Source organism: Massilia sp. IC2-476, assembly GCF_020707295.1.
Lineage (GTDB): Bacteria > Pseudomonadota > Gammaproteobacteria > Burkholderiales > Burkholderiaceae_D > Telluria.
Genome location: NZ_JAJFER010000020.1, coordinates 1 through 7,534, shown reverse-complemented (window position 1 = coordinate 7,534; position 7,534 = coordinate 1). Strand labels below are relative to the sequence as shown.

Genomic DNA, 7,534 nt, shown 5'->3' with positions numbered 1-7,534 from the left:
GTTCGTCAGCAGCAGAGGAATGAGATTATGCAGTGTTTCGCGATGCTCGTCAATCCTGTTTTTGCTTCAGCGCAGAATTTTTCTGCGGACATTGCTAACGTAACCACTTGATTCCGTTAACGTTTTTCGGTCGCGCCTTGCAGCGTTCCTGAAGCGGACGCGAACTATAGCAAACGTTTTCGGCGTCCGCAAGAGCTCCTCGAAAAAAGCGTGTTGCGGTGCGGTGCGTGTACGTTCTTGCAATGCCGGGTATATTGCCAGCCGTACCAGCGCCCGGCCACCGGGCGCCCCAGCAACCGGAGATCGAATGAATTCCCCTCTGTTCCGTCGCACCGCCATCGCCGCGGCATGCATGTCCGCGCCACTGATCGCCATCGCCGATGAGGTCGGCGCCCCGATCAATGTGGTGGTAGTCAGCGCCACCCGCTCCGCGCACACCAGTTTCGACCTGCCCGCTGCGATCGACATCGTCGATGCCAGCCAGATCCGCGACACCCAGCCTCGCGTGAACGCCTCCGAAGCCCTGGCGGCAGTGCCGGGCCTGGTCGCGCGCGACCGCCAGAACTATGCGCAAGACCTGCAGATCTCCTCGCGCGGCTTCGGCGCCCGTTCCGCCTTCGGCGTGCGCGGCGTGCGCCTGGTCGCCGACGGCATCCCGGCCACCATGCCTGACGGCCAGGGCCAGGCCGCGACCTTCAACCTCGACATGGCTGAACGCATCGAAGTCCTGCGCGGGCCCTTCTCCGCACTGTACGGCAACCATTCCGGCGGCGTGATCCAGCTCTTCACACGCGACCCGAAGGGTGCGCCCGCCATTGAAAGCAGCTTTTCTGCCGGTAGCGACGGACTGCGCAAGCTCGACGTCAATGCGCAGGGCAGCAGCGGCAAGCTGGGCTACCTGCTGGACGCCTCGCGTTTCGAGACCGACGGCTACCGCGCACACAGCGCCGCCACCCGGGATCAGGCCTATGCCAAGCTGGTGGTCGAACCATCCGATACCAGCCGCCTGGTCATCACCGCGAGCGGCTTGCGCCAGGACGATACCCAGGACCCGCTGGGCGTCACCTGGGCGACGTACCAGCGCGACCCGCGCGCCGGCGAGATCGACACCACCGACACCCAGTCGCCGCAGCGCACGCTGGCGGAACGCTATGACACGCGCAAGAGCATCGACCACCAGCAGTTCGGCCTCACCTGGGAACAGCGCTTCGGGTCCGACCGCCTGCTGGTCACGGCCTACGGCGGCAACCGCCGCGTGGTCCAGTACCAATCCTTCTCGCGCGGCTTCCAGGCGCCGCCTACTCACTCGGGCGGCGTGGTCGACTTCGACCGCGACTTCCACGGTGTCGACGCCAACTGGCGCGCGGTGCGCGAACTGGGCGGCGGCACGCTGCGCGCCACCGTCGGCATCGAAGTAGCGCGTTCGACCGATGCGCGCCAGGGCTTCGAGAACTTCATCGGCAATACCTTCGGCGTGAAGGGCAATCTGCGCCGCGACGAGCAGAACGAAGTGAGGAGCACCGACCCCTACGCCCAGGTGGAATGGGAACGCGGCCCTTGGGTTCTGACCGGGGGCGTGCGCCGCAGCCGTGTGAGCTTCGACGTCACGGACCGCTTCCTCGCCAACGGCAACGACAGCGGCAGCGTCGAGTACAGCCACACGGCGCCGCTCGTCGGCGTGCTGTACAAGGTCTCACCAATGCTCAACGTCTACGCCAGCGCCGCCCGCGGCTTCGAAACCCCGACCCTGAACGAAGTGTTTTATTCTGGGACCGGCGCCGGCTTCAACTTCCGTCTCGCACCTGCCATCGGCAAGCACCTGGAGGCAGGGGTAAAGGCGATGCTGGCACCTGGGGTGCGCGTCAACGCCGCCGTGTTCCAGGTCAGGACACAGGGTGAGCTGGTGGTAGACAGCTCCGCCGGCGGCCGCACCAGCTACCGCAACGCCAGCGCCACGCTGCGCCAGGGCGGCGAACTGTCGCTCGATGCGGAACTGGGCGGCGGCTGGAATGCGCGCCTGGCCTTGAGCGCGCTGCGCGCCATCTACGACGAAGCCTTCGGCGCAGTACCGGAAGGCAGCCGCCTGCCGGGCATTCCGAAAACCAGCCTGTATGGAGAGCTGGGCTGGACCGAGCAGGCCGGCCGCTTCGGCGCCGCGCTCGAGACGATCGCCAACGGCCGGGTCTATGCAGAAGACACCAATACCGCCACGCCGGCGCCGGGCTACGCCATCGTCAACGCCCGCGTACAGGCCAGCCAGCAGCTGGGCGGCTGGCGGTTCAAGCAGTACGCGCGCCTGAACAACTTGTTCGACCGGACCTATGTCGGCTCCGTCATCGTGGGCGACACCAACCGCCGGTACTACGAAGCCGCGCCGGGACGCAACTGGATCATGGGCGTGAGCGCGCAGTACCAGTTCTAGGCGGTCTTGGCCTCGAGCCGCGCGGGCAGCGCGACGCCGGGATACAGCCTGGCCAGCGTGGCGTCGGTCGCGGGGACCAGCACCGCTTCCACCAGGTTTGCCCCCGCCGCCTCATCCGGTGCGGCGCGCACGGCCTGCCACAGGTCCGCGCGCTTGCCTTCCTGCCCGCTCAGGGCGCGCTCGACTTCCTCCTGCCAGAAGGCGGGCGCCTCCCCCTCCACCCAGTTGCCGCGCCCGCGGCCGAAGTGGGCCACCGCCAGGTAGCGCAGCACCGCGCTGCTCAGGAGCGTATCCAGGAAGGGATCGGCGAACTGCACGCCCGGCTTGGCGCGGTCCAGTCTCTGGTTGAAGCCCCATGCCGCGCCGGCCATCGTCAGGCCGCCCACGATCGCGCCCAGCAGTGCACCCGCCCCCATGGTCAGGCCGCCGGCCATCATGTCTGCCGACAGTCCGGTCGCCGCGCCCGACACCACCGCACCGAGCAGGCCGGCCTGGGCCTTGTCCACCGGCGCGCGCACCGCGAAGTTGTCGCGCACGCGCGCATTGATCTTCAAGGCCTCGCCTGGATCGACGCGGTACAGGGCCAGCATGCGCGCGGTGGCGCCATTGATGCGGGCGTTCAGGCGCTCGACCAATGCCGCCATCGCCAGCTCCTGCCGCCGCTGCTCGTCCTTGCCGAGGCCCACCGCCTTGAGCGCGCTGCGTAGCATGTTGCGCCCTTCTTCCGGAATGGCTTCCTCGTCGCGCGCGGCCGCCGCCAGCTGTTCGGCCGTGACGCGCAAGGCACTGGTATAACGCTGGCGGTTGGCGGCAGACCAGGACGCGAGCAGGCGCGCGTAGCCCGGCTGTTTGTCCTGTTCGACCAGACGGCCGATCGCTTCGTAGAACACGTGTTCGTGTACCCAGCAGCGGGCAAAGGCGTCCAGCGGCAGCACGTCCTTCACCACCGGGAACCCGTCCAGGTGCTGGCGCCAGCGTGCCTGCTCGCTCGCTTCCTCGCCGCCCGGGCGCGGTGGCCCCATCTGGTTGAGCAGCACGACCACCGGTTTCCCGAGCCACTCCAGGATCTTCATCTCGGACGGCAGGTAGCCGGCATCCTGCGGCGACTCGGACGAGTTGACCAGGTAGAGCACGACGTCGGCTTCTTCCTTCGCCGCGCGCAGCGCCTGCTGGCTGAGCCAGAAGGGCTTGTCGCGGTAGCGGTCGAACACCTCGCGCAGGAACCAGCCGATCGGGTTGCCCGCCATCGCCAGGCGCTTGAGCAGGCGCACCGAATCGCCGAAGCCCGGCGTATCCCACAGCAGCAGGGTGTCGCCCGCCTCGCTGGTCTGCAGTAGGTGCGCCTCGGCGAACTGGGTCACGTGGGCGGCGTCGCGCACCTCGCCCACGTCCATGCCGACCAGGGTACGGGCCAGCGTCGTCTTGCCGTTGTTGGTGTGCGAGACGAGCGCGAACTGGATCTTGACCGGCGCGTTCATCGCAGCTCCGGCAGGCTAAGGCCCGCACCGAGTTCGATCGGATACTTGTCGGGCTGGAGCAGGTTGACGAAGGTGGCCGAGGTGCCATGGAAGCTGCAGAACTGGCGCCACAGCGCGCTGCGTTCCGCCACGCGCGCGGCGTTGCCCTGATCGCCGATGCGTTCGACCAGCGGCGACTCGTCGACCAGTACCGCAACGCCGCGCTTCACGCGCTTGCTCAGGTAGTCGAGGAAGGCGCCGTGGTTCTCCTTCTCGGGTGTGGCGGCAAGGCTGAACAGGACTGCGGTGACGGTCACGCCCGGCTCGTCGAGCCCGGCGTCGTGCAGCGCTTCCTTCGGTTCGACGCCATAGGCGCTGGTGGGGCGCAGCTGGACCCGTGCCTGGGCGCCGAGCGCGCTGGCCGCGATCGCCCACAGGCCGCGGTCGCGCGCTTCGTCCAGCGTGTAGCTGTAGGGAAGCACGCGCAGCAGCGCGGGCGTGCCGGCGCCGATGCTGTCGGCCAGCTTGCGGTAGTAGGGCTGGTCGAGATCGAGCGGGAAGTTGCGCGCCAGGCGGCGTGCGCGCCACGCGGCGAAGCCCGCGAGCACGAGGCGCGGCAGCACGACGAGCAGCAGCAGCGTCGCGCCGTACAGGTGGACCCAGCGTGCGCCGCTGGCGGCGGTAAGGGTGCGACCGTGGCGCAGCAGTTCGACTTCCGCCAGCGAGAAGCCCTGCAGGAAGGGGAAGGCGTTCATCGCCGGCATGAACAGCCAGGACAGCAGGGTGTGGACCTGGCGCCCGTCGAGGAAGGTGCTCTCCCAGCCGACCACGTATTGGTTCAGCAGGCCGCGCGCGTACAGCGAGGCGATGGCGCCGAGCGCGAAGCAGGCGGCAGCCAGGTGAATGGTGCGGCTCAGGCGCGCCCGGGTGAGCGGCTCGCTCAGCGCGGCCCACTCGCTCATGAAGGCGGTGAGTCCGGCGGCCATCGGCGCCGGGAGCTTGCGCGGCAGCGCGGCCTTGCCGACACTCAGGCGGCGCAGCAGGTTCGGTCCTGCCCAGCCATGGCGCTTGCCCGGAACCATCGCCCACACCAGCATGCCCAGGTAGACCAGCAGGTTCCAGCCAATGATCAACAGGAAGGGGGCGGACAGCAGGTCGACGCGGTGCGGGTCGGCGATGCGGTCGATGACGGCGCCTGCGATCAAGGCAAGGAATGGCAGGGCCAGCCAGACGCCGCCCAGGCCCAGCCTGCGCTTGTGGAAGGCGGCAAAGGCGGGCGAGCGCTCGCCCAGACGTTTCAGGATCTGCTCTGAGCGCTGCTGCAGGAAGTGATGCTGGGTGACGGCGGTCTTGCTGTCTGCGGCCTGCCAGGCCGCCAGTTCTTTCGCGCTGCGGCTCGCGTACTTGCGGTCGTCGTCGCTCAGCACCTCATGATTGGCGTCGGCGGACTCGATTGCGCGCACTAGCACGACATTGCGTGCGACCTGTTCGTTCATGCTTCTCCTGTCATGGTTGAAATGGCAAGGCTGACAGGTGCATTGTGCCCCAGTTTGGGATGGGAGACCGTTCCGGCGCTTGCTCGGGTCGGCGCCGGGCGTAAAAAAACCCGGGAGACCCGGGTTGCGCTGTCCTGGCGGGTGTTCAGCCGGGATTCTTCTTGTTCGGCTTGCTGCCGAAGTCGGACGCCGGCAGGTCGGGGCGTCCCTGCAGTCCCTTGCCACCGCCCTGGCCGGAATCCGATTGCTGGGAACCGGCATGCTGGTATTGCTCGATGCCGCCCTGGCCCGACTGCTGCGGCTCACCCAAGCGGTCCTGCTCGGCCTGCGCCTGCATGCGCGCGCCGCGCTGGCGGGCGCTCCAGCCCTGGTGGACGGCGCCGGCGCCGCCGCGCTGGCCGCGGCCGCTGGTGTCCGATTGCTGCGAGCCGGTGTGGGCCATGGGGAAAGGCGATTCCGGACCGCCCGGCATCACGGCGCCGGGCGCACGCGTCTGCATGCTGCCCTCTGCCACCGTCACGCCTTTCGGTTTGTGGATACCGCGCGAACGGTTGTCTCCTCCCAGGTTCTTTTCCTTCGATTTCATGATGCCTCCTTTGCATTGCTGAACCGATGGACCGATCATGCGCGCCGAACCAGTAGGGCTGTATAGGAGAAGAGTCCGAGCAATCGTAGGAATCGCCGCACGATTAGCTCTCATGTAGTTCTTAAAGATTGACGTGCTGCAAGTGCTGCCGGGGTATGGGGACTAGCATCGTGTTGATGATGCCAAGGGGAACAGTGATGAGATCCGCCGCCCTCAAAGTTTGCCTGTGTTCGGCACTCTGCCTCAGCCTTGCGGTGGCGGACGCTTCGCCCTTGAAGCGCAGGGCCTGGATCACCGTGGGTGAGGCGGCCTTCCAGCAGATGCAGTCGGTCGCACCCGATACGGTGTCGATCGCCAGCCGAGAAATGGGCAAGGCCGGGATGTCCGAAAAAGTGCATGCGGTCGTGATGGACGAAAACCGGCTCGCCGCGGCCGCTGGCGCGATCCACGAGAAGCTGGGGCGTTGCGGTGGATTCATGTACCACGGCAGCGAAGCGCAGGCACGGGCTGCGCTTACGCTGCGGCGTGTGGTCTCGGTGGCGCCTGCTTATGCTATCGACCAGCATCAGGTGGTGGAACCGATGCTGGCAAGCATGCAAGAACAGCGGATCGCGTCGACGATCACGGCCCTGAGTGCCTTCACCAACCGCTATTACACGAGCCAGACCGGCGTCGATGCATCGAACTGGCTACTGTCGGCATGGCGCGAACTCGCCACCAGGCGGGATGACATCAGCGTCACCCAACTCACGCACAAAGGCTATCCGCAAGCCTCGGTCATGCTCACCATCGCAGGCAGCGACTTGGCCGACGAGAGCATCGTGATTGGCGCCCACCTCGATTCGATCCTGAGCTTTCGCATGGGCGAAACGGCGCGCGCACCGGGAGCGGATGACGATGCCTCGGGCGTGGCGAGCATGACCGAGGCGCTGCGTGCCCTCATCGCAAGCGGCTACCGGCCACGCCGGACCATTCATGCGATTGCCTACGCGGCGGAAGAAGTGGGCTTGCGAGGCTCACAGGAGATTGCCCGGCAATTCAAAGAGGCGGGCAAGGAGGTGGCGGGCGTGCTGCAGCTCGACATGACCAATTACCAGGGAGCGGCAAACGACATTTACCTGATCAGCGATTATACGAACAGCCAGCAGAATGCTTTCCTGGCCGAGCTGGCGGGCGCCTATCTGCCGGGGCTGAAGGTCGCGTATGACAAGTGCGGCTATGCCTGTTCGGACCACGCCAGCTGGGATGCGCAGGGCTATCCCGTATCGATGCCTTTCGAGTCATCGATGGCGCGGGATAATCCGCATACCCACACGGCGAAGGACACCCTGGCCAACTCCGGTGGGCAAGCGGTCCACGCGTTGAAGTTTGCACGGCTGGCTGCGGCCTACCTGGTCGAACTCTCGAGCAAATAGGTGGAAATACAAAGCAAAAAGCCCGCTCAGTCTTAACTGAGCGGGCTCTGCATATAACTAGCCTGACGATAACCTACTTTCACACTGGTTGCAGCACTATCATCGGCGCAAAGTCGTTTCACGGTCCTGTTCGGGATGGGAAGGGGTGGGACCGACTT

5 protein-coding genes are annotated in these 7,534 nt (G+C 66.6%); 2 read left to right on the top strand and 3 right to left on the bottom strand.

Going from position 1 to position 7,534, the window contains the following annotated elements; all coding sequences use genetic code 11:
- Window positions 1–307: 307 nt before the first annotated feature.
- On the top strand, window positions 308–2,422 hold the full coding sequence (locus LK539_RS24350; protein ID WP_227803634.1) for a TonB-dependent receptor: 2,115 nt from the start codon (window positions 308–310) through the stop codon (window positions 2,420–2,422).
- On the opposite strand, the gene LK539_RS24345 is transcribed toward LK539_RS24350, so the two are convergent.
- From LK539_RS24345 to LK539_RS24335, 3 genes are all read right to left on the bottom strand, one after another.
- A complete protein-coding gene (locus LK539_RS24345; protein WP_227803633.1) occupies window positions 2,419–3,900 on the bottom strand; it encodes a DUF3482 domain-containing protein in 1,482 nt (493 codons plus the stop codon). The genes LK539_RS24350 and LK539_RS24345 overlap by 4 nt on opposite strands.
- Window positions 3,897–5,375 (bottom strand): DUF2868 domain-containing protein, encoded by a 1,479-nt coding sequence (locus tag LK539_RS24340; protein ID WP_227803632.1) that lies wholly within the window; start codon window positions 5,373–5,375, stop codon window positions 3,897–3,899. Before LK539_RS24340 ends, LK539_RS24345 begins: the two co-directional genes overlap by 4 nt.
- A 145-nt stretch (window positions 5,376–5,520) precedes the next feature.
- The gene (locus LK539_RS24335; protein ID WP_227803631.1) at window positions 5,521–5,961 is read right to left on the bottom strand and encodes a hypothetical protein; all 441 of its coding nucleotides are present in this window, start codon (window positions 5,959–5,961) and stop codon (window positions 5,521–5,523) included.
- A gap of 197 nt (window positions 5,962–6,158) precedes the next feature.
- Here LK539_RS24335 and LK539_RS24330 point away from each other — a divergent pair, with 197 nt between their 5' ends.
- A complete protein-coding gene (locus LK539_RS24330; RefSeq protein ID WP_227803630.1) occupies window positions 6,159–7,376 on the top strand; it encodes a M20/M25/M40 family metallo-hydrolase in 1,218 nt (405 codons plus the stop codon).
- The last annotated feature ends 158 nt before the right edge of the window (window positions 7,377–7,534 follow it).

Bases quoted from the DNA above. Each gene is read 5' to 3' on its own strand.
- LK539_RS24350 (WP_227803634.1), top strand. From the start codon at position 308: ATGAATTCCCCTCTGTTCCGTCGCACCGCCATCGCCGCGGCATGCATG.
- LK539_RS24345 (WP_227803633.1), bottom strand. From the start codon at position 3,900: ATGAACGCGCCGGTCAAGATCCAGTTCGCGCTCGTCTCGCACACCAAC.
- LK539_RS24340 (WP_227803632.1), bottom strand. From the start codon at position 5,375: ATGAACGAACAGGTCGCACGCAATGTCGTGCTAGTGCGCGCAATCGAG.
- LK539_RS24335 (WP_227803631.1), bottom strand. From the start codon at position 5,961: ATGAAATCGAAGGAAAAGAACCTGGGAGGAGACAACCGTTCGCGCGGT.
- LK539_RS24330 (WP_227803630.1), top strand. From the start codon at position 6,159: ATGAGATCCGCCGCCCTCAAAGTTTGCCTGTGTTCGGCACTCTGCCTC.